The 21067-nt window shown below is 42.4% G+C and carries 21 protein-coding genes; 15 read left to right on the forward strand and 6 right to left on the reverse strand.

Going from position 1 to position 21067, the window contains the following annotated elements; all coding sequences use genetic code 11:
* Positions 1–2: 2 nt before the first annotated feature.
* Entirely contained in the window at positions 3–1253 is a 1251-nt protein-coding gene (gene moeA, locus A9267_RS20235; protein ID WP_065110531.1) for a molybdopterin molybdotransferase MoeA, read from the reverse strand.
* A gap of 135 nt (positions 1254–1388) precedes the next feature.
* On the opposite strand from moeA, the gene A9267_RS20240 reads away from it, so the two are divergent.
* Positions 1389–1727 carry a GIY-YIG nuclease family protein gene (locus A9267_RS20240; protein ID WP_065110532.1) on the forward strand — a complete coding sequence of 113 codons (339 nt, stop codon included), beginning with the start codon at positions 1389–1391 and terminating at the stop codon, positions 1725–1727.
* Between the two features lie 66 nt (positions 1728–1793).
* Here the strand turns inward: A9267_RS20240 and A9267_RS20245 are convergent, their stop codons facing one another.
* The 4 genes from A9267_RS20245 to hslR all read right to left on the reverse strand — a co-directional run bounded on the left by A9267_RS20245 (position 1794) and on the right by hslR (position 6918).
* On the reverse strand, positions 1794–3653 hold the full coding sequence (locus A9267_RS20245; protein WP_065110533.1) for a M14 family metallopeptidase: 1860 nt from the start codon (positions 3651–3653) through the stop codon (positions 1794–1796).
* A gap of 175 nt (positions 3654–3828) precedes the next feature.
* Positions 3829–5370, reverse strand: coding sequence for a phosphoenolpyruvate carboxykinase (locus A9267_RS20250; protein ID WP_055024194.1), 1542 nt, complete (start codon positions 5368–5370; stop codon positions 3829–3831).
* Between the two features lie 256 nt (positions 5371–5626).
* Positions 5627–6487: an Hsp33 family molecular chaperone HslO gene (hslO, locus tag A9267_RS20255; protein ID WP_065110534.1), complete on the reverse strand. Its 861-nt coding sequence runs from the start codon at positions 6485–6487 to the stop codon at positions 5627–5629.
* A gap of 32 nt (positions 6488–6519) precedes the next feature.
* A complete protein-coding gene (gene hslR, locus A9267_RS20260) occupies positions 6520–6918 on the reverse strand; it encodes a ribosome-associated heat shock protein Hsp15 (protein ID WP_065110535.1) in 399 nt (132 codons plus the stop codon).
* Between the two features lie 248 nt (positions 6919–7166).
* Between hslR and gspC the strand changes: the two genes are divergently transcribed.
* The 12 genes from gspC to A9267_RS20320 all read left to right on the forward strand — a co-directional run bounded on the left by gspC (position 7167) and on the right by A9267_RS20320 (position 18727).
* Entirely contained in the window at positions 7167–8087 is a 921-nt protein-coding gene (gene gspC, locus A9267_RS20265; RefSeq protein ID WP_055024197.1) for a type II secretion system protein GspC, read from the forward strand.
* Between the two features lie 25 nt (positions 8088–8112).
* Positions 8113–10260, forward strand: coding sequence for a type II secretion system secretin GspD (gspD, locus tag A9267_RS20270; RefSeq protein ID WP_055024198.1), 2148 nt, complete (start codon positions 8113–8115; stop codon positions 10258–10260).
* Positions 10261–10267: 7 nt separating this feature from the next.
* Positions 10268–11815, forward strand: a complete 1548-nt coding sequence (gspE, locus tag A9267_RS20275) for a type II secretion system ATPase GspE (RefSeq protein ID WP_197495573.1) — start codon at positions 10268–10270, stop codon at positions 11813–11815.
* 3 nt (positions 11816–11818) lie between these two features.
* Positions 11819–13042 (forward strand): type II secretion system inner membrane protein GspF, encoded by a 1224-nt coding sequence (gene gspF / locus A9267_RS20280; RefSeq protein ID WP_055024200.1) that lies wholly within the window; start codon positions 11819–11821, stop codon positions 13040–13042.
* A 65-nt stretch (positions 13043–13107) separates the two neighbouring features.
* Positions 13108–13542, forward strand: a complete 435-nt coding sequence (gene gspG / locus A9267_RS20285) for a type II secretion system major pseudopilin GspG (protein ID WP_055024201.1) — start codon at positions 13108–13110, stop codon at positions 13540–13542.
* A gap of 20 nt (positions 13543–13562) precedes the next feature.
* Complete coding sequence (gene gspH / locus A9267_RS20290) at positions 13563–14138, forward strand: type II secretion system minor pseudopilin GspH (protein ID WP_065110537.1); 576 nt, start codon at positions 13563–13565, stop codon at positions 14136–14138.
* Complete coding sequence (gene gspI / locus A9267_RS20295; protein WP_055024203.1) at positions 14125–14493, forward strand: type II secretion system minor pseudopilin GspI; 369 nt, start codon at positions 14125–14127, stop codon at positions 14491–14493. The genes gspH and gspI overlap by 14 nt, the downstream gene beginning before the upstream one ends.
* A complete protein-coding gene (gspJ, locus tag A9267_RS20300; RefSeq protein WP_065110538.1) occupies positions 14474–15208 on the forward strand; it encodes a type II secretion system minor pseudopilin GspJ in 735 nt (244 codons plus the stop codon). Before gspI ends, gspJ begins: the two co-directional genes overlap by 20 nt.
* Positions 15208–16209 carry a type II secretion system minor pseudopilin GspK gene (gspK, locus tag A9267_RS20305; RefSeq protein WP_065110553.1) on the forward strand — a complete coding sequence of 334 codons (1002 nt, stop codon included), beginning with the start codon at positions 15208–15210 and terminating at the stop codon, positions 16207–16209. Before gspJ ends, gspK begins: the two co-directional genes overlap by 1 nt.
* A 63-nt stretch (positions 16210–16272) precedes the next feature.
* Entirely contained in the window at positions 16273–17475 is a 1203-nt protein-coding gene (gene gspL / locus A9267_RS20310; RefSeq protein ID WP_065110539.1) for a type II secretion system protein GspL, read from the forward strand.
* Position 17476: 1 nt separating this feature from the next.
* Complete coding sequence (locus A9267_RS20315; RefSeq protein WP_055024206.1) at positions 17477–17953, forward strand: type II secretion system protein M; 477 nt, start codon at positions 17477–17479, stop codon at positions 17951–17953.
* 12 nt (positions 17954–17965) lie between these two features.
* Positions 17966–18727, forward strand: coding sequence for a type II secretion system protein N (locus tag A9267_RS20320; RefSeq protein ID WP_065110540.1), 762 nt, complete (start codon positions 17966–17968; stop codon positions 18725–18727).
* A 67-nt stretch (positions 18728–18794) separates the two neighbouring features.
* On the opposite strand, the gene yrfG is transcribed toward A9267_RS20320, so the two are convergent.
* Entirely contained in the window at positions 18795–19460 is a 666-nt protein-coding gene (gene yrfG / locus A9267_RS20325; protein WP_065110541.1) for a GMP/IMP nucleotidase, read from the reverse strand.
* 79 nt (positions 19461–19539) lie between these two features.
* Here yrfG and nudE point away from each other — a divergent pair, with 79 nt between their 5' ends.
* Together nudE and cysQ are read left to right on the forward strand one after the other, a co-directional pair.
* Positions 19540–20088: an ADP compounds hydrolase NudE gene (nudE, locus tag A9267_RS20330; RefSeq protein WP_065110542.1), complete on the forward strand. Its 549-nt coding sequence runs from the start codon at positions 19540–19542 to the stop codon at positions 20086–20088.
* A 111-nt stretch (positions 20089–20199) separates the two neighbouring features.
* On the forward strand, positions 20200–21009 hold the full coding sequence (gene cysQ, locus A9267_RS20335; RefSeq protein ID WP_055024210.1) for a 3'(2'),5'-bisphosphate nucleotidase CysQ: 810 nt from the start codon (positions 20200–20202) through the stop codon (positions 21007–21009).
* The last annotated feature ends 58 nt before the right edge of the window (positions 21010–21067 follow it).

Consider the following 21067-nt stretch of genomic DNA (forward strand, 5'->3'; position numbering starts at 1 on the left):
CCTTAGCACAGCACACTGGTAAATGGTTCGACGTGAACGGTTGCACCAGCGGCAATATCCCCTTGGTCTTGATCTAAGTTAATAAAGCAATTTGCCAAACTCATTGAGGTCAACATACCTGAGCCTTGGCCACCTGTAGAAGCAACAATAAGTTCACCGTTCTCATTGCGGCTTAAAATACCACGTTGATATTCGGCTCGGCCAGGTTGTTTACGGATAGGCGTTGATAGGGTTGCATTGACCACTAAGGCTGGCTTAGGGGTTAACCCTTGCATTTTATTGATGATTGGCCAAACGAGTTTATAGAAAGTTACCATTGAAGAAACAGGGTTACCCGGTAAACCACAGAATACGGCGTTGCCAAGTTTACCAAATGCAAAAGGTTTACCTGGTTTGATGGCTAAACGCCAAAAGGTAATTTCACCTACTTCTGATAAAATTTGCTTAGTGTAATCAGCATCGCCAACTGACACGCCGCCAGAGGTAAGGACCATATCTGCTCTGTCTGCCGCTTCTTTAAAAGCGCCACGAATGGCTTCTTTATCATCCTCAATAACACCTAAGTCTATCCATTCAACATTTGCTTGAGTTAGCAAACCTTGAATTGAATAACGGTTAGAGTCATAAATTTGTCCTGGTGCTAACTCGCTACCAACAGGGCGGAGTTCATCGCCTGTTGAAAAGAAGGCAACCGTTAAGCGACGCTTTACTCGCACTTGGCTAATTCCGATAGTCGCCAGTACGCCCATTTCGGCAGCACGAATTTGAGTACCGCTTTTTAATACATTGGTTCCTGCCAGTAACTCTTCACCACGATAGCGAATACTATTGCCTTTGGCGCTAGGGTGTTCGATAGTGATGCTTTCACCATCCGCTTGAGTCTTTTCTTGCATCTGTACTGTGTCATATCCAGCAGGTACAGGGGCGCCAGTCATGATTCGAATGCAAGTGTTGGGTTTAATAGGCCCTGTGTATGGGTGACCCGCAAAAGAAGTACCGACCTGTGTCAGTGTTGTTGCTGTCTCGCCTGTTAAATCGTCATAACGGAAGGCATAACCATCCATAGAAGAATTGTCAAAAGGTGGTAAATCAATACATGATGCTAAATCTTCAGACAAAATCCGCCCAACAGCATCATTTAAGCCCACCATCTCGCTATCTTCAATGACACTGACTTGTGCTAAAAGCGCGTTAATTGCATCTTGGGGTGCCATTAAGCCTGGTTGTGCACAGGCATCAGATTTTGTTGACATCGTTGCTCCTCACATGACGTTCATCATGTTGTGGTTTGTCTAAGGTAGGCTTAGAACATAAGATTTATTTTTGATACCGCATTATGCCATGATAGCCACAGATAACTATGATCCGAACGAAGGTTTTTTATATCGATGAGCAGTAATCAAGCTGATGACTCAATTGGGTCAACGTCACAGTTAACTAAGCCTGTAGATAAGTCGCAAGCGAAAGGAGCGAATTGGTATCTTTATATGATTCAATGTCGAGATGGGCAGTTATATACAGGGATTACCACAGATGTTGCTCGCCGCTTTAGTGAGCATGAAAAGGGAGTGAAAGGTGCTAAATTTTTACGTGGTAAGGGGCCACTTCATTTAGTGTATCAAGAATCCGTGGCCAACCGCAGTGCTGCCACTAAACGTGAACTTGCGGTAAAAAAACTGTCTCGAACAAAAAAGCTGGCATTAGTTGCAAGCTATGAACCGAAATAAAGCGATACAAAGCGCTGGGACAATTACCTTTTGCACGCAATGTATCGCTATTTTAGCTTACCAAGACTAATTTGAACGTAATATTGGGTACTTCATATATTGATTGTCGTAGTAAGGACTTCTTTCGTAAAACCAGCGTAACCTGGCTTTAGGATCGTTGGCAAAGTCTTCATCTTTTAATGCAAGGGCAAACTCACTCGCTAAAGCTTCATTGTCTGCTAGCATACTGGCTGCCATTGGCTCTACCGCATAATCTTCAATGTATTCTGTTCGAGTAAAGATACTATTGAAAAATCCCCACTGGAAAAATGAATCTGCTGATTGTGGCTCAAGCAATAATATTGCTAAATCGCCCAGTGGTTGATTGGTCGAAATCTCAACCGTGCCGACAGGGAGTGTAGTTTCAAACTTAACTTTATTGCTGGTGGCATTTACACGTTGGCGACCCTCGTAGTCTTTTGTATTAAATACGGGATTGGAAAATTGATATTGCGCGACTTTTACTGTTTTCGCCTTGGTCAGTGTGGTCATTCTCACCCCGTGGATTGATAGCCTTTCTATGACCTGTTGCCACTGAGCTGGAACGTAATAATATTGAGGCCGTATGGTATTAATCGCAGGCTGTGTATTGCCCATAACGGGCAAGTTTGGGTATAGCTTAGGTTGGCCATTCCAACGAACAACCTCATTACCGCTAATCTCACTTTGTTCTAAAGAGTACCCTATTCCTTTAAAGTCCCAACCAGGCTGCTCAACGGTTTCCCATGTTAAGGGGATACGTTGTGGATGCTGATATTTATCTTCATATATAGCGGCTTTGAGTTTAGTTCCATGCTTAGCTACCGTTTTCAAGGTTTGCTCTAACATGACATAAGTGCCTAAAACTCGCTGTTTAAACGGTTTTAAACTATGGTTCTCAATTAAAATAGTGGGTAAATGTCGGGCATCACCGTAACCATTAGAAAACCGTGGGCTTGGGTTCCAATAAGAAAGGCCTTTTGATAAATCTGTATTATCAATTGCAAATATTAGCTTACCAGGAATGTGCCCTTGGGCTGATAATGCCGACTCAATTTCAGGACGGTAATAGGTTTCAAGCCATTCAAAACTTGCTGGGCTGTAGCCTTCTTTAACGTTATATCCAAAGGTGACATCGTATTGATAATCTATGCCATCGGTGACATGCACATCGATATATAAATCAGGTTGCCAAATATTAATGGCTCGTATCATATGCTGTAGTTCTAGGGTGTCTAACTTTGCGTAGTCACGATTAAGATTAAGGTTGCGTGCATTTGTACGCCAGCCCATATCGACAGGACCCCGCTGATTAACACGGTTGAACTGGCTGCTTCGTTCATGACCATCGACACTGAGAATGGGGACAAACAGAAGGTTAACTTTATCCAGTAATTGTTCCTTATTACCTTGAGTGATGTCTCTAAGTAACATCATCCCAGCATCTTTACCGTCGATTTCTCCAGAATGTATCCCAGCTTGTACTAGCACAGTAGGCTTATTACTTTGTGATAATTCCGCGGCGGTTGTTGCCCCCGTTTCTGAGGCAACCACCATCCAAATATCTCGCCCTTGTGGACTTTTCCCAATCGAGACTTGTGTTAGTAATTCACTATTATCGACAAGGTTAGTTATCCATTGATGAGTTTCATCATAGTTTGGGCTGGTGGTTAATCCGTTTTGTTCAAATGGCGTTGACCAAGATTGATCAGCAGATCGCAGTAATGTTTCACTTGAACCACTCCAAGGCTTAATGGGAGGCAAGATAACATCGTTAATAAAAACCGGTTTGGCAAATTCCGAACTAAGCTGCAAAGAGCCTGCTGAAGGAGGAGTGATCTGTGTCGCCACGCTAGAAAAAGAAATAAGTGAGTTTATGATGCAGCTGGCAAGTAAAACGCGGCGCATAGATATCCCTACAAAATGAGCAAGTGTGTTGTTTTATCATAAATTATTTCAACATTGAGACAAGAGGTTAAGGGCAGGTTGTTGCTTTGTTTGTTGTTTAAAATGTAACAAATAAAAAAGCCTCAATGTCATTTGAGGCTTAGTGCAGATAAAACAATATGAAAGTTAGCAATACCTAACTATTGGGCCCTGCTGCTTTAATTGCATCAGATACCTGATATTTGGCAAAGTTAGCAGTAAACTCTTCTGCCAATTGCTGTGCATATTTGTTGTACTCAGCTTTATCTGCCCAAGTGTTAATTGGATTCAATAGTTGAGTATCAACACCAGAAACAGCGACGGGTACCGCTAAGTTCAGCTTATCGATATGCTGTGTTTCCACATCTTTAAGCTCACCACTGACAATCGCGTCGACAATGGCACGAGTTGTTGGAATATCAAAACGTTTACCTACGCCATGTGGACCACCTGTCCAGCCCGTGTTAACCAGATAAACTCGGCTACCGAAAGACTCGATTCGCTTCATCAATAGTTCAGCATAAACACCTGCTGGACGAGGGAAGAATGGTGCTCCAAAACAAGTCGAGAATGTCGATTGAATGGCAGATGTTGACCCCATTTCAGTTGACCCCACCTTAGCGGTATAACCCGATAAGAAATGATAAGCTGCTTGTTCTTTAGTAAGCACAGAAACTGGCGGAAGGACACCTGAAACATCGCATGTTAGGAATACGACCGAATTAGGCTCTGCACCGCGGTTTTCTTCTTTACGTTGGGCAATATGTTCAAGTGGATAAGCTGCACGACTGTTTTCGGTTAGTTCAGTATTGGTGTAATCAGGCACTCTATTTTCGTCTAGCATGACGTTTTCAAGTACGGTACCAAAACGAATCGCATCCCAAATAACGGGTTCATTTTTTTGGCTTAAGTCGATGCACTTGGCATAACAGCCGCCCTCAATATTGAAAACGCCACCCGGAGCCCAGCCATGTTCGTCATCGCCAATTAAAAAACGTTTTGGATCGGCTGATAAGGTTGTTTTACCTGTGCCTGATAAGCCGAAGAATAAGGTTGTATCACCATCATGGCCGACATTGGCAGAACAGTGCATTGGCAGTACACCTTTAGCTGGCAATAAGAAGTTTTGGACAGAGAACATCGACTTTTTCATTTCGCCTGCGTACTTAAGCCCTGCTAGCAATACTTTTTTATCGGCGAAGTTGATCATCACAACCGCATCAGAGTGAGTACCGTCACGAGCGGGGTCACAGACAAACTCTGGGGCGTTCATTATTTGCCATACGTCTTTATTACCACGGTTGAAATGTGTTGGAGTGATAAATAGGTTACGTGCAAATACTTGATGCCAAGCGTATTCAGTGGTGACACGCACAGGAAGATAATGCTCATCATCGGCACCTACTTCCAGTTCTGAGACAAAAATGTCTTTTTCAGAAAGGTAAGCTTCAACTCTTCCCCAAAGGGCATCGAAAGTATCGGCAGCTATACCTTTGTTAACAGAACCCCAATCAATATCATCTTGGGTATTGGCTTCTTGAACGATAAAGCGATCATTTGGTGAGCGACCAGTACGTTCACCGGTTTTAGCGACTAATGCGCCATTGGCTGTTAATTGTCCTTCGTTACGTTGTAAAGCAAGTTCAATTAATTCAGCGCTTGTCAGGTTGAAGTGTACGCTGTTTGTTCCATCTGTCATCGGGTCTTCTCCGTCGTAAATAGGTCGTTTATCGGTCTATGTTGCCGATTTATATTTAGGATGACTTACGTTATCGCTTGCTTAGGTTGAAGCTAATTTAGCGATGTCATTGTAACGTAATAAACAATACAGGTAATCAACAGTTTGGTAACTTTTTTGTAATTTGGGGTGTTTTTTTAGTTTTAAGATAGATTTTTTACACAAAAAAAGCGCTAAATGCGCTTTTTTGTGAAAGTCTTGGTGTTGTATCGATCAGTTATTGCTGTGTGGTAGATTCAAAATTACCTGCAAAAATTGCAGCAATATCGATGCTGTCAAAAGTGTAAACCGCTGGGCAATATTCACAGCCCATTTCAATTTTACCTTCTTCAGCCAAAATGGTTTCTACTTCGTTTTGTGCTAATGTCGCTAGCGCCTTAGCACTTCGTTCTTTTGAGCAGGTGCACTTGAATGTGACATCAACCGGATCGAAAAGGCGAACCTCTTCTTGATGATATAAACGATGTAAAATCTCTTCAGCATCTAAAGTGAAAAGCTCTTCTTGTTTGATGGTTTCAGTAAGGGCCATTAAATGGTTGAAGTCTTCGTTTTCATCGGTTTGAGCCGGCAATACTTGTAGCAACATACCTGCAGCTTGTTTGCCATCAGCAAATAAGGTGATGCGAGTAGGTAATTGCTCTGACTGGCTGAAATATTCTTCTAGGCAAGCTGCTAAGCTTTCATTTTCAAGTGAAACGATACCTTGATAACGCTCACCTTCGTCAGGCGTCAGCGTAATAACCATTACGCCTTTACCCATTAGATCAGTTAGGGATGCATCGTCAGCTAACTCACCTTTCCAGCGTGCAACACCACGAAGCGCTTGTAAATTAGTGCCATTGATAACGGCCAACGAAACAGGACCGTCACCTTGAAGCTGCACACTAATGTCACCACTAAACTTGATTGTGGCTGTTAATAATGACGTTGCCGCCATTAATTGACCCAATAATTGCTGCAATGCGAATGGGTATTCATGGGCAGATAGAATCTCTTGATAGCTTTTTTCAAGTTGTACCATCTCACCACGCACATCGGCATTATCAAATAAGTAGCGATGTAAAATATCTTTGCTCATGTTCACTCTCGTTTGTTGTGCTTTAATCGTCTTTATAGATCTTTAAAGCGAATAAGTTGACGACGCTGTTTTTTATCCGGCTTGGTTTCTGGTGCAGGATTATTCAAAATATTTAAGCGTCTGGCTTCGGCATTAAATTCTCTTTTACTCATGCTTTCGGCTGTTTCTTCATATAGCGTCTGTGCTATAGCCGCTCCTTGTCGATGTTCTGACAATTGAGCAATAATTATTTCCTTATCGTCGTGGCCTTGTCGTAAACGAATCTTGGCACCGACTTCAGCTTGCTTGCTGGATTTTGTACGTTGACCGTTATAGTGTACTTTTCCACCATTGATCATCTCTTTTGCAAGCGAGCGTGTTTTATAAAAGCGCGCCGCCCATAGCCATTTATCGAGTCTGACTGATGTTGCTGATGATGAAGCTTGGCCCATCTAAACACCCCCAAAAGTGGTATGAGTTCACAAGGTTGACATTTTTAATATTTAAAATGTAGGAAAGCGCACAAATAACGGTGTTTCTCACAGCGTTTTTAGGCGCGCAAATGTAGCATATTCGGTGCAATTTCGCCAATCGATATGCTACGGGCTTGTTGCAATAAGCTGGGTAGGTTAGCATGATGCAGTATTTCCTAAATTAACAGAATTAGAACAGCGACCTGCATAGAGGGTCCAAGCCGAATATGGATGTATTAGATAAAATTATAACGAAGGCTTCAGCTATACCGCAAAAGCCGTTAAGCACCGCTGTATTCTGGTTGGGATTAGTGATTGTGCTATTACTGACAGCACAGATTACTTGGAAATTAATACCAGTTAATAGCCAAGCTGTTGCTTGGCAACCTTCACCTACATCCGTTGCGAGTGCGAAGCGAGTGGAGCTAAGTAGTGTTCAGAAGTTGTCATTATTTGGTGAGAAAGATGCCAGTGACGATGGCCGTCCTAAAAAGCCTGCACCCGTCGAACAAATTACCGATGCCCCTAAAACCAATCTGTCTATTCTGTTAACTGGTGTGGTTGCATCGACTTCCGACACCAATGGCCTTGCTGTCATTGAATCGAAAGGTAGTCAAGAAACCTACAGTCTTGGCGATAAAATTAAAGGCACATCGGCCTCATTAAAAGAAGTCTATGCAGACCGAATTATTATCACTAACGCTGGGCGTTACGAAACCTTAATGCTAGACGGCTTAAGCTACACCACACAAAGCCAGGCAAACCAATCATTACAACAAGCTAAAAAAGATCGTGAAGTTCAGCGCATTGATCGCCGCCAAAATGCTGAAGTTGCTCAGCAAATTAGCGACTCGCGTGATGAATTATTAGCAGACCCAGGAAAATTAACAGATTATTTAGCTATTTCTCCGGTGCGTGGAGCTGACGGAGTGAGTGGCTACCGTTTGAACCCAGGTAAGAATAAAACCTTATTTACCGCAGCTGGGTTTAAAGCCAATGATTTAGCCAAATCCATTAACGGCTATGATTTGACCGACATGGGACAATCATTAGAAGTAATGGCACAGTTACAAGAATTAACAGAAATCGGCGTTATGGTTGAACGCGATGGGCAGTTAGTAGAAATAGTATTTAGTTTGCCTGAATAGTATCGGCAGTAGAGGATTGAAAATAATGAAGAGTTATGGAATTCGACGCAAGTTATTAGCAGGGTTTGTTGCAGGTATTGCAATGCTTGCTTCTCAAGCGGCTTGGTCGGAACAATATGCTGCCAACTTTAAAGGCACAGATATTCAAGAATTCATCAATATTGTAGGCAAAAACCTCAATAAAACTATCATCGTGGATCCGACCGTACGTGGCAAAATCAATGTGCGTAGTTATGATTTATTAAATGATGAGCAGTACTATCAATTCTTCCTCAATGTTCTGCAAGTTTATGGCTATGCTGTGGTTGAAATGGAAAACCGCGTCATTAAGGTCATTAAAGATAAAGATGCTAAAACGGCCGCAATTCGTGTCGCTGATGATAGTAAGCCTGGTTTAGGCGATGAAATGGTGACTCGTATTGTTGCCCTTTACAACACGGAAGCAAAACAACTTGCACCACTATTACGTCAGTTAAATGATAATGCGGGTGGCGGTAATGTTGTTAACTACGATCCATCAAATGTGTTAATGATTTCTGGTCGTGCAGCCGTGGTCAACAAGTTAGTCGAAATTGTTCGCCGCGTAGATAAACAAGGTGACACTGAAGTTCAAGTTGTCTCGCTTGAGTATGCCTCTGCTGGCGAAATCGTTCGAATTATCGATACCCTTTATCGTTCAACTGCTAATCAAGCACAAATGCCAGGTCAAGCGCCTAAAGTTGTTGCTGATGAGCGTACTAATGCTGTCGTTGTTAGTGGCGATGAAAAAAGTCGCCAACGTGTTGTCGAACTTATTCGTCGTCTTGATGCTGAGCAGGCAACAACGGGCAATACGAAAGTAAGATATTTACGTTATGCCAAAGCCGAGGATTTAGTCGAAGTATTAACAGGATTTGCTGAGCAATTACAATCTGATCAAGATGCGGGTCAAAGCAGTAATAAGCGTCGTAAAGAAATTAATATCATGGCGCACCTTGATACTAACGCATTAGTGATCAGTGCCGATCCTGATCAAATGCGCACAATTGAAAGTGTGGTCAATCAACTTGATATCCGTCGTGCTCAAGTATTAGTTGAAGCTATCATTGTAGAAGTCGCCGAGGGTGATGATGTTGGATTTGGTGTGCAATGGGCAACCACAGCCGGTGGTGGTACTCAGTTTAATAACCTAGGTCCAACGATTGGTGAAATCGGTGCTGGTGTTTGGCAGGCTCAAGGTGAAGAAGGTACTACAGTTTGTACTGAAAATGGTACCTGTACTGAAAACCCAGACACCCGTGGTGATATTACCTTATTGGCACAAGCATTAGGTAAAGTGAATGGTATGGCATGGGGGATCACTGCTGGTGACTTCGGTGCACTAGTTCAAGCTGTTTCAAGTGATACTAAATCAAACGTACTTGCTACACCTTCTATCACAACTCTAGATAACCAAGAAGCGTCGTTCATTGTTGGTGATGAAGTCCCGATTTTAACAGGTAGCCAAAACTCAAGTAATGGTAACAGTAACCCTTTCCAAACGGTTGAACGTAAAGAAGTGGGTGTGAAGTTAAAAGTGGTTCCTCAAATTAACGAAGGAACATCTGTTAAGTTAACCATCGAACAAGAAGTGTCAGGTATTAACGGTAAAACAGGTGTCGATGTGACATTTGCGACTCGTCGATTAACCACCACTGTAATGGCTGATTCAGGTCAAATTGTTGTCTTAGGCGGTTTGATTAACGAAGAAACTCAAGAATCAGTGCAAAAAGTGCCATTCTTAGGCGACCTACCAATCATTGGTCACTTATTTAAATCATCTTCAAGTGGCGTGAAAAAGAAGAACTTGATGGTATTTATTAAGCCGACGATTATTCGTGACGGGATTACCATGGAAGGCATTGCGGGCCGCAAGTATAACTACTTCCGTGCATTGCAACTTGAACAACAAGAACGTGGCGTTAACTTAATGCCAAACACTGATGTGCCGATGCTTGAAGAGTGGGATCAAGAAGCGTACTTGCCTGATGAAGTTAACGAAGTACTGAATCGTTACAAAGAAGGGAAGAGTTTAGAAACTAAGATGCGTGAAACCGATCCAGCGCTAAAGCATATCAGCGAGAGTAAAGCCAAAGATCAGCAACCTGCAGAAACTGAAGTCGATGCAGAACAAGAAGATGATGCCAATGAGTGAAGCAGAAATGACTGAGCAGTTGGCGCAAGTGTCTAACGAGTTAGGTATTGAATCGGAAGAGCTTAATGATGAGGTCTTCCACTCAACCAGTCGTGAGCGCTTACCGTTTGCTTTTTCGCATCGCTTTAACTTGGCATTAGCCAAAGAAGCCGATGCGCTGAAGTTGTATTACACCAGTGAAACGCCGTTGACAGCAATGTTAGAAGTACGTCGTTATGCTGGTGAAGACTTAGTGTTAAGTCAATTACCTGTCGAAGAATTCGAAGCAAAGTTAACCCAAACTTTCCAAGCTAATTCATCTGAAGCGCAGCAATTAATGGAAGATATAGGTAACGAGATGGATTTATTCACTCTTGCCGAAGAATTGCCGCAAACAGAAGACTTATTGGAAGGTGATGATGATGCGCCAATTATTAAGTTAATTAACGCATTATTATCAGAAGCGATTAAAGAAGAAGCGTCGGATATCCATATTGAGACGTACGAAAAACAATTGGTCGTTCGTTTCCGTATCGATGGCGTGTTAAAAGAAGTATTAAAGCCAAATCGCAAGTTGTCGTCACTGTTGGTATCACGTATCAAAGTAATGGCACGCCTTGATATTGCTGAAAAACGTGTTCCTCAAGATGGTCGTATTTCGTTGCGTATAGCAGGTCGAGCGGTTGATGTGCGTGTGTCTACTATGCCGTCAAGTCATGGCGAGCGCGTGGTATTGCGTCTACTGGATAAAAATACCGGTAATCTCGATTTGAAACAGTTAGGTATGACGCTGTCAATTCGTGAACAATTTGATGCCATTATCCGTAAGCCTCACGGAATTATTTTGGTTACAGGCCCTACAGGTTCAGGTAAAAGTACCACCTTGTATGCTGGCTTAACTGAAATTAACTCAAAAGATACGAATATTTTGACTGTCGAAGATCCTATTGAGTATGAACTTGAAGGGATTGGGCAAACGCAAGTTAACATGAAAGCCGACATGACATTCGCCCGTGGTTTGCGTGCGATTCTACGTCAAGACCCTGATGTTGTAATGATTGGTGAGATTCGTGATTTAGAAACAGCACAAATTGCAGTTCAAGCGTCATTAACGGGTCACTTAGTGATTTCAACCTTACATACCAATACCGCTTCTGGTGCGATTACGCGTTTACAAGATATGGGTGTTGAACCCTTCCTCGTGTCTTCAAGTCTTCTTGGTGTATTGGCCCAGCGACTAATCAGAACCTTGTGTAATGAATGTAAGATTGAGCATGAGCCAGATGAACGCGAACGTGAGCTATTAGGCGTCACTGCGAACGATACTCGAGTGATTTATCGTGCCAATGGTTGCAAAGCCTGTGGCCATAACGGTTACCGAGGCCGTACTGGTATCCATGAATTATTAGTTGTTGACGATAATGTTCGAGAGCTTATTMATGGTGGACGTGGTGAACTGGCCATTGAAAAGTATGTTCGCCAAACCATTCCTAGTATTCGTCATGATGGCATGAGTAAAGTACTTGATGGCGTGACAACGCTTGAAGAAGTTTTACGCGTGACGCGCGAGGAATAATCAATGGCAGCGTTTGAATATAAAGCCCTTGATAGTAATGGCAAACAACAAAAAGGCGTCATTGAAGCTGATACTGCTCGCCATGCACGTAGTCAATTACGTGAACAGCGTTTGATGCCAATAGAGCTACAACCGGTTGCAGAGAAAGAAGCAAAAGCTAAAACGGGTGGCTTTAAATTATTCCAACGTGGTATTTCAGTTGCAGAGTTAGCACTTATTACACGCCAAATAGCGACACTGGTTGCAGCTGGTTTGCCGATTGAAGAATCATTAAAAGCAGTAGGCCAACAGTGTGAAAAGGACAGGCTTGCTAGTCTAGTGATGGCCGTCCGTTCTCGTGTTGTTGAAGGCTATAGCTTGGCAGATTCACTTGCCGAATATCCCCATGTTTTTGATGATTTATATCGTGCAATGGTGGCATCTGGTGAGAAGTCAGGCCATTTAGAAGTGGTATTGAACCGTTTAGCGGATTACACCGAACGCCGTCAGCAATTAAAGTCAAAGCTCACTCAAGCAATGATTTATCCAATTGTATTGACCGTCGTTGCGATTGGCGTCATTGCCGTATTATTAGCAGCCGTTGTCCCAAAAGTTGTGGGGCAATTTGAGCATATGGGGCAAGAGTTACCAGGAACGACCCAGTTCTTGATTTTAGCTTCTGATTTTGTGCAAGCATATGGCTTAGTCGTCCTAGGCCTGTTATTCGCAGCGTTTGTACTGTTTAAGCAGATGCTCAAAAAACCGAACTTTCGGATGCACTTTGATACTTGGTTATTAAAGGCGCCAGTTATAGGTAAGGTCAGCAAGGGCATTAATACCGCTCGTTTTGCACGAACATTAAGTATTTTGTCTGCGAGTTCTGTTCCGCTTCTTGAAGGGATGAGAATTGCCAGTGAAGTATTATTGAATGTGAAAGTACGCGCTGCAGTTGATGATGCAACTGCAAGAGTACGTGAAGGTACTAGTTTAGGGGCTGCGCTCACAAATACTAAACTTTTCCCGCCTATGATGCTCTATATGATTGCATCGGGTGAAAAAAGTGGTCAGTTAGAGCAAATGCTAGAACGTGCTGCTGATAACCAAGACAGTGAGTTTGAATCTAATGTGAACATCGCATTAGGGGTATTCGAACCTATGCTTGTTGTTAGCATGGCGTCAGTGGTGCTGTTTATTGTCATGGCTATTTTACAGCCTATTTTAGAATTAAATAACTTGATCAGTGGTTAAACCGATTAGGTTATTAAGGTAATTTTTATCACGCACTTTGTCGTGCGTATCGGAGGAAGTCGTCAATGCAAGTCAATCGTAAACAACGTGGTTTTACCCTCTTAGAAGTGATGGTGGTAATCGTTATTCTGGGTATCTTAGCCTCAATGGTTGTTCCCAACTTAATGGGTAACAAAGATAAAGCGGATTTACAAAAAGCAGTTTCAGACATTGTAGCTTTAGAAAATGCATTGGATATGTACCGCTTAGACAACAGTGTATACCCAACAACTGACCAAGGTTTAGATGCATTAGTGCAAAAGCCAACGTCTTCGCCAGAGCCTCGTAACTACCGTCCAGATGGTTATTTAAAGCGTTTACCACAAGACCCATGGCGTAATGATTATTACCTACTAAGCCCAGGTGAGAATGGTCGTATCGATATTTTCAGTGCAGGTCCTGACGGACAAGTGGGCACTGAAGACGATATTGGTAACTGGAATTTACAAAACTTCCAGTAATGGAAGTTTGAGATAATTCAATGAAGTTTACACGCCAAGCTGGGTTCACTCTTTTAGAGGTGTTATTGGTTGCACTGCTGATGGGTTTAACTGCAGCAGCAGTCACCATGACGACGAGCACAGCAGGACCAGAGCAGGCGTTAACTAAAACAGCTCGACAATTTATAGCAACCACTGAGTTAGTGATTGAAGAAACCATCCTCAGTGGCCAGTTTTTAGGGATTGTCGTAGAAGAAGATGAATACCAATTTGTATATTACAAAGACGGTAAATGGGAACCGCTAACAGGTGATAGGCAGCTTGCTCCACAACAAATGGAGGAAGGTGTCATGATGAGCCTGCTACTGGACGGTTTGCCATTAGTACAAGACGATGAAGAAGATGAGTCATGGTTCGATGAGCCACTCATTGATGAAAGCAAAGAAGACAAGAAGAAAAACCCAGAGCCGCAAATTTTGTTATTTCCAAGCGGTGAAATGTCGACATTTGAATTGAGTTTTTTAACTGATGATGCCAATGGCAAAGAAGTTGAAGTCTTAGTTGTCGGTGACGCAATGGGACGATTAGCGCTAGGAAGTTTCGATGAAGACTTGTAAAGGCATGACGTTACTTGAAGTCATCGTTGCGTTAGCAGTGTTTTCGATTGCAGCCGTTGCCGTCACCAAAAGTATCGGTGATCAGATGGCGAACCTACCGATATTAGAAGAAAGAACCCTTGCACAATGGGTTGCGAGTAATCAGATGGTTGAAGCCAGATTAATTCAGCAATTCCCTGAACTTGGTACTAAAAATGGCCAAGTCGAACTCGCAGGAAAAGATTGGTATTGGCGTCAAGAAGTGGTTAAAACCACAGACGACAATTTCCGTATGATAAGAATTTTAGTGAGCGATGAAGATAGGTTTAACCGAACCGTTGCCCAAGTGAGTAGTTATGTTCACAACGAAGGTTAAATCACAAAAGCATAATCAGTTAGGGTTTACCCTATTAGAAATGCTGATCTCAATAGCCATTTTCGCCATGATCGGATTGGCCGCCAATGCTGTGCTATCGACTGTGATGAAAAATGATGAAGCGACCAAAGAGTTTTCGGTTCGACTCAAAGCGTTGCAACAAGGGTTTGGGATTATTGAGCGAGACTTAGGCCAAATCGTGGCGCGAACTCAGCGTGGTTTTGATGGTGAGCGTACAACATCTGTATTTCAAACCGGTGATAATATGCTGGATTCTGAAACTGAAGCCTTAGTGTTTTTCCGCTTAGGTTGGTTGAATCCAGATGGCATGTTACCTCGTGGTAGTTTGCAGTCTGTTGCTTATGTTGTTCAAGATGGCCGCTTAGAGCGTTGGTATTATCCTTACCCAGAGCCAGAGGTCGGTGCAGAGCCGTTAAAAAGTTTAATCGTGAAAGATGTCATTTCCATTGAGTATTCATTTTTTGTAGGTGATAAATGGGAGCGAAAAGTTGATGCTTCTACCTTACCGCTTGCGATAGCGATGGAAGTTGAGATTGAAGGCTTAGGCACCATTGAACGTCGTTTTTTACTACCTAAAGGTGGAGACAGCTCAAGCACTGGCAGCGGTGGTAATAGTGGTGGCAATAACGGTGACAATAGCGATAACAGCGACACTGATGAAACCGGCGAAAAGACTGAAGGTGACGACACATGATGAAGTCACAATTACCGGGGTTTCGTAAACAGCGCGGAGTGGCGTTATTAGTTGTACTGTTGATTGTGGCATTGGTTGTGATTATCGCTACCAACATCACCAGCCGTAACCAGTTATCTATGCGCCGAACGTTAAACTTGGCGCAATATGACCAAGCATATTGGTATGCTATTTCTGCAGAAGAGTTAGCGAAAAAGATTTTAAAGCAAGATATGGAAGACAGTGATGGCACTGTGCATCGCCAACAATATTGGGCTCTGGCTGATGTTATTTTTCCTGCCGAGTACGGTGAAATTGGTGGCGAAATTCAGGATATGCGCTCCTGTTTCAATATCAATGCGTTATCTGTGACTTCGACAGAAGTTGAGAATGGTCAGCCCAAGCTCAGTTTAGCGGCAAGCCAATATAAAGCGTTATTAGTCGCACTGGGGATGGACGAGTTTGGTGCAGAAAGGCTGACTCATACCTTGGTTGATTATATTGATGATGACACTGTTTCTATGCCTTATGGTGCTGAAGATGCGGATTATGAATCGCGTAATATCCCGTATCGAGCAGCGAATACTTTGATGAATCATCATAGTGAATTAAGGGCGGTGATTGGCTATAACCAGCAAGTGTATACCACGTTATTACCTTATATTTGTGCGATACCAGGTAACAATCAACAGTTATTGAATGTCAACACTATTGAAGTTGAACAAGCCGCATTACTTGTTGGCATGTTAGATAACAAAATTTCATTGAGTGATGCCGAAAGCTTGATTAACCAAAGACCTGCTGATGGTTTCGAAACTGCTGCAGAGTTTTGGGAGAATAATACGCTTGCTAGTTTAGCGACTGAGAGCAATATGAAGTCGAGTATTGTAGTGGACAGTAATTTCTTTTTACTGAAAGCGGGCGCTAAAGTTGATAATGCCATGTTCAGAATGGACAGTGTGCTACAGCGAAGCGGTGATAAATTTGACGTGTTGACTCGCCAGTATGGTGGGCAACAGTAATGAACAAGAGAAACAACCCGCTGCACAGTTTTTTGAAACCCTTGCAGCCAGTGGAGAGTAACAGTGTCTGAACGGCTTTTTATCCGATTAGGTAAAACATCAGAAAGCCCATGTTCTTGGCTAGTTTGGTCAGAGCAGGAGCAAGAAATTATCGCCTCTGGCGAGTTAAGTGATGCAGCAAGCCTATCAAGTTTAACTGAGCGTGCTGGAAATCGCCCTGTTGATGTTTTAGTGCCAGCGTCAAGCATGACATTGACTCAAATTGAATTACCTGAGAAAAACCAGCGCCAAGCATTGAAAGCATTGCCTTTTATGCTAGAAGAAACGATTGCATCTGATGTTGAAGATATGCACTTTGTCGTTGGGCCACGTGATGGTGAGCAACTGAACGTGGTTGCAGTTGCCCATGACCAAATGCAAGATTGGTTATCTTGGCTGCTTGATGCCGGTATGAAGGTAAAACGTATCGTACCTGATTGTTTAGCATTACCATTAGAACAATGTCGCTGGGCGGCACTGGATATGGGTGATGAACTGTTATTACGAACGGGTGAAGGAAGCGGTGTTAGTCTGCCTAAAACATGGTTAGATTTTGCACTACCGCAACTGATGCCTGAACAGCAAGAAGATCAAGCTCCCCTCAATATTGCAGCTTACAGCGAAGATTTAGTCTTTATGGGAGCGGAAGTTGAGTCTAAACCCTTAGATTTACCTATGATGGTTTTGGCTAAAGGCATTATCCAAGCGCCGATCAATTTACTCAGTGGCATTTATCAGCCAAAGCGTGAATACAGTAAACATTTAATGTTATGGCGTAATGTCGCCATCATTATGGCGATAGCGATCGTATTATCTCTAGTCAATAAAGGCTTAACGATTTATCAGCTAGAAGCACAAACTGCTGAAGTTAAGCAACAAAGTGAAGCGATTTTTAAAAGAGTCAGTCCAGGTATTAATCGTATTGTTAATATCCGCTCGCAAATGGATTCTCAGTTACGCAGTATGCAAGGCCAGGGTGGTGGAGCGGCATTTTTTGAAATGCTTGATGGCTTAAAAGATGCTTTTGAAAAGGTACCGGATTTAAAACCAAATTCTTTACGTTTCGATGCCAACCGTAATGAACTGCGTATGCAAGTGACGGCCAAAACTTATGACCAAGTCGATAAGTTTAAAGAGTTAGTTGAAACACGATATGACCTTGATATGGGTGCAATCAATAGCGGTGAAGACGAAGTGAATACAACCCTAACATTGAGGGGCAAATAAGATGGAAAATTTGCAAGCTTGGTGGAAAGGCTTAGCCCTCAGAGAGCAGCAGCTTGTCGCCAGCTGTGGTGTGTTTGTCATTATTGGTATTTTATATTGGGGAATTTGGAGCCCGATTTCTTCAGCTGCTGAAAATGCTGAAATGAGGCACCAATCAGAGTTACAAACACTCAACTATGTCAAACAAACGGCTAATAAAATCGCAGGTTTGAAGCAATCAGGCTCGAAACCAACGTCAACTGGCAGCCTCAGTTCTGTGGTCAATCAGCTTGCGGGTCAATATAAGTTAGAAATCACACGAATGCAGCCTCAGGGTGATAAAATCCAGTTGTGGATGGATGATGTGCCTTTTGACAGCTTATTGAATTATTTACATGAGCTGGTTGAACAAAAAGGCTTAACCCTTGAAAGTGTGGATTTATCAGAGTCTGATGTGGCCGGTTTTGTCAAAGTACGTCGTATTCAGCTGTCTAAGTAAGCAGGTATTGTAGTGAGTTTGATTAAAAAAATAGTAATAGGCGTTGTTATTTATCTCGCCTTTATGGTGGCTTACATTCCTGCTAATTGGGTAGTAGGCATTGCGCCGTTACCTAATAACATTAAAGTGAGTGGTGTATCAGGCACGTTATGGCAAGGTCATGCTGAGCTGGTATCTATTGATCGTCGCATCATTGAACAAGTGAGCTGGGACATGAACCCATGGGCATTGTTTATTGGCCAAATGAACCTTGATGTCAACATTGGTAATCGTGCGACAGCAGTCAGTGGGCAAGGAGATATCACTTGGTTGTTATCAGGTATATCAGCTGAAAACTTACGTTTTGAAGCGCCAAATTCATTTTTGTTAGGTAATAGCCGTCTGCCATTCAGAACGAAAGTGAATGGTGATGTTAGCTTGATTGTTGAACGTCTTGAGCAAGGTGAGCCATGGTGTGAACAGCTGTCAGGTAAGTTATTTTTAAATCGTATTGATGTAAAAAACCAGTTTGGAGAGTATCCATTAGGTAACATTGCATTAGGGTTGAAGTGTATTGATGGCATGGTGCAGTTAAATACTGATGACACAATGAACCAAATGGGTATTGAAGGGATTGCAAGTTTAGGCGAAAGTAATCGCTTTTCTGTCAGCGCTAAAATTAAGCCAACACCAGAACAGCCAGAAGATCTTACTCAAGCATTATCCTTCCTAGGTAAGCAAGATAGCCAAGGATATTACCCGATTAATTATAACGGCGTAATTCCAGGTATGTAGATTGGCAGCTTTAATAAAAAAGGCATGTTAATCACATGCCTTTTTTGTTTTTCATTCCAAAAGTAATCTACGTGTCGAGCAGATCCTGATGCAGCATTTGGTAATCATGAATGGCAGGGAAGTCGACAAAGTCTTTATGAGGTTTTTGGCTGTCAGGGTTGGATATACCCAGTTGATACCCAATTCCCGCTTTTTTCGACGCTTCTAAAATGTGCTCATTATCATCAACAAATAAACAACGACTTGGATTAAGACTGAATTGACGCATTGCATGCTCCCAAAATTTAGGGTGCTCTTTAGGGTAGCCTGTTTCGTGGCTTGAAAAAGTTGCATCAAGTCCGTGTGCAAGTTCAGTATGTTCAAGTTTTAATGCTAAGCTTTTGGGATGAGCATTTGTCATTAATATCCGCTGTTTCCCTGCTGCTTTTAGTGCATTAAGAAAGGGCATACTGTCTTGACGCATTTGAATTCGCTCTGCCAAGGAATAATGCAAAGTTAAAATATCCAAACCAAGCTTTTCTTGCCAATAATCAATGCAATACCAATCTAATGTTCCTTCTACCTTTTGGTAAGATTGCTCGACTAATTGTTGCGCTTGGGTCACTGATATTTGCCGCTGTTGGCTCAATTGTTGTGGCACTAAAGATAACCAAAAGTGATTATCAAAGTGTAAATCGAGTAGGGTGCCATCCATATCGAGTAAAACTGTGTCTATCTTATGCCAAGGAAACATGAAAATTCCAGTTGTAGAATATAGCTAGGGTAGTAAGATTGTAACTTGTCTATCTAAATTCGTCATATATGAGGTTTTAATGACAACTCGGCATAAAAAGCCTGACATCCTTCATCGTGAAATAGTAGCAAAAAGTCGTCTATTTCAAATTGAACAGCTGCACTTAAAGTTTTCTAATGGCGTAGAGCGTCAATATGAAAGAATGAGTGGCGGTAGCCGTGGTGCAGTAATGATTGTCCCTGTGCATCAAGGTCAATTATTGTTAGCCAAAGAATATGCCGCAGGTACCGATAATTATGAACTGGGTTTCCCTAAAGGCTTGATTGATCCTGGAGAAGACGCCGCTGAGGCTGCTAACCGAGAGCTACAAGAGGAAATCGGTTTTGCCAGTAACAAACTGACTTTATTAAAAGAACTCAGTTTAGCGCCTGGCTACTTTGCCAGTAAAATGCAGATTTTTATTGCAGAAGACTTATATGAAAGTCGCCTTGAAGGTGATGAGCCTGAACCAATAGAGGTCATTCCATATCCTTTAGAAGATTGGCAAACCTTGCTTGAAGATGCTGACTTTTCTGAATCACGAAGTGTCAGTGCATTATTTCTTGCACAGCAGTTTTTAGCAAAATAGCGGTTATTAATTAAAATAAAAACAAAATATTAGCCGATGAAAGCTACTAAAAAAGCCTAAGTTGGACTAACTTGACAGTATTCAGCGTATTATTTGGCGATTGGAGTGGGTATGAAGCCAGAAGAAGTAATTGAACAAGTCATCAAAATTGCCACTGAAGCAGGGCAAAAAATTCGAGATATTTATGTCAAAGGTGACTTTGACAGAGAAATTAAGTCAGACAATACGCCTGTCACTTCAGCTGATTTAGCGGCAAATGAAATCATTTGTGCCGGTCTCGCAGCATTAACCCCAGATATTCCCATTTTGAGTGAAGAAGCTGCCGATATTCCATTTGAAGAACGTGCTGAATGGCAGCGTTATTGGTTGGTTGATCCTTTAGACGGTACTGGTGAATTTATCGCTGGCAGCGGTGATTTTTCCGTTATTATCGCACTCGTTGAACATAATCGCCCTGTTATGGGGATTGTTTATGTACCGATGACAAACGTTTGTTATTACGCCATTGCTGGGCTTGGGGCGTATAAGCGTGATACTAAGAATGAAGTTCGCATCATGAGCAGACAAATTGGTGACATTGAACAATCAGGTTTGAAACTTGCTGTGAGTCGTCGTCAAGATCCGCAGTCAGTGCTTAAATTATTAAGTCATCCTAATAGTTGTGAGTTAGTGGTCCTTGGTGGCGCAGCGTTAAAGAGTTGCCTTGTTGCTGAAGGACGTGCCGATTGTTATGTACGCTTAGGCCCAACTGGTGAGTGGGATACTGGTGCAGCGCAAATTATTCTTGAAGAAGCTGGCGGTGCGTTAATGGATATCAATTTACAGCCAATGAGTTATAACGAACGAGAAACGCTCGAAAACCCTAACTTTATCGTTGTTGGCAGTCCAAGTTTAGCTTGGGATGATATTCTCACTAAATAATTTTTGCATTCGACTATGCCCTAAGCCCTCTACTGAGGGCTTTTTTGTGTCTGAACAA

The organism is Shewanella sp. UCD-FRSSP16_17 (assembly GCF_001675935.1).
Lineage (GTDB): Bacteria > Pseudomonadota > Gammaproteobacteria > Enterobacterales > Shewanellaceae > Shewanella > Shewanella japonica.

Excerpts from the sequence above, each read along its gene's own strand:
- nudE (WP_065110542.1), top strand. The coding sequence starts at position 19,540 with ATGACAACTCGGCATAAAAAGCCTGACATCCTTCATCGTGAAATAGTA.
- gspG (WP_055024201.1), top strand. The coding sequence starts at position 13,108 with ATGCAAGTCAATCGTAAACAACGTGGTTTTACCCTCTTAGAAGTGATG.
- A9267_RS20240 (WP_065110532.1), top strand. The coding sequence starts at position 1,389 with ATGAGCAGTAATCAAGCTGATGACTCAATTGGGTCAACGTCACAGTTA.
- gspD (WP_055024198.1), top strand. The coding sequence starts at position 8,113 with ATGAAGAGTTATGGAATTCGACGCAAGTTATTAGCAGGGTTTGTTGCA.
- hslO (WP_065110534.1), bottom strand. The coding sequence starts at position 6,487 with ATGAGCAAAGATATTTTACATCGCTACTTATTTGATAATGCCGATGTG.
- moeA (WP_065110531.1), bottom strand. The coding sequence starts at position 1,253 with ATGTCAACAAAATCTGATGCCTGTGCACAACCAGGCTTAATGGCACCC.
- A9267_RS20245 (WP_065110533.1), bottom strand. The coding sequence starts at position 3,653 with ATGCGCCGCGTTTTACTTGCCAGCTGCATCATAAACTCACTTATTTCT.
- gspF (WP_055024200.1), top strand. The coding sequence starts at position 11,819 with ATGGCAGCGTTTGAATATAAAGCCCTTGATAGTAATGGCAAACAACAA.
- gspC (WP_055024197.1), top strand. The coding sequence starts at position 7,167 with ATGGATGTATTAGATAAAATTATAACGAAGGCTTCAGCTATACCGCAA.
- A9267_RS20250 (WP_055024194.1), bottom strand. The coding sequence starts at position 5,370 with ATGACAGATGGAACAAACAGCGTACACTTCAACCTGACAAGCGCTGAA.
- cysQ (WP_055024210.1), top strand. The coding sequence starts at position 20,200 with ATGAAGCCAGAAGAAGTAATTGAACAAGTCATCAAAATTGCCACTGAA.
- yrfG (WP_065110541.1), bottom strand. The coding sequence starts at position 19,460 with ATGTTTCCTTGGCATAAGATAGACACAGTTTTACTCGATATGGATGGC.
- gspH (WP_065110537.1), top strand. The coding sequence starts at position 13,563 with ATGAAGTTTACACGCCAAGCTGGGTTCACTCTTTTAGAGGTGTTATTG.
- gspJ (WP_065110538.1), top strand. The coding sequence starts at position 14,474 with ATGTTCACAACGAAGGTTAAATCACAAAAGCATAATCAGTTAGGGTTT.
- gspI (WP_055024203.1), top strand. The coding sequence starts at position 14,125 with ATGAAGACTTGTAAAGGCATGACGTTACTTGAAGTCATCGTTGCGTTA.
- gspK (WP_065110553.1), top strand. The coding sequence starts at position 15,208 with ATGAAGTCACAATTACCGGGGTTTCGTAAACAGCGCGGAGTGGCGTTA.
- hslR (WP_065110535.1), bottom strand. The coding sequence starts at position 6,918 with ATGGGCCAAGCTTCATCATCAGCAACATCAGTCAGACTCGATAAATGG.
- A9267_RS20315 (WP_055024206.1), top strand. The coding sequence starts at position 17,477 with ATGGAAAATTTGCAAGCTTGGTGGAAAGGCTTAGCCCTCAGAGAGCAG.